Source organism: Alcanivorax sp. HI0044, assembly GCF_001634945.1.
In genome coordinates, this window is record NZ_LWEZ01001693.1 from 1 (window position 1) to 301 (window position 301).

The following is a 301-nucleotide window of genomic DNA, read 5'->3' on the forward strand; positions in this document are numbered from 1 at the left end:
GGCCTTCACAGAACTCCATCACGTAAAACATGGAGCCGATAACATCGCGGTCTTCACACAGGTGCAGCACATTGGGCACCGGTACATCGGTGTCTTTCAATGCGGCCATAACACGAAATTCGCGATCGACCGCATGGGCGGACTTGAGCAGTTTGCCCGGCGGCTGGCGACGCAGCACATAGGAGCCGGAGGCGGCAGTGATCTTGAAGGTGGGGTTGGACTGGCCCCCCTCGAACTTGTCGGCTTGGACAGGACCTTTGAAGCCATCAATGTGTTGTTCAAGGTATTCAGCCAGTTTCTG

The 301-nt window shown here is 56.1% G+C and carries 1 protein-coding gene; it reads right to left on the bottom strand.

All coding sequences use genetic code 11. The annotated features are described in order from the left end of the window. Positions 1–301: phosphotransferase family protein (locus A3730_RS25520; protein ID WP_197477635.1), on the bottom strand; the 301-nt coding region annotated here is incomplete at both ends.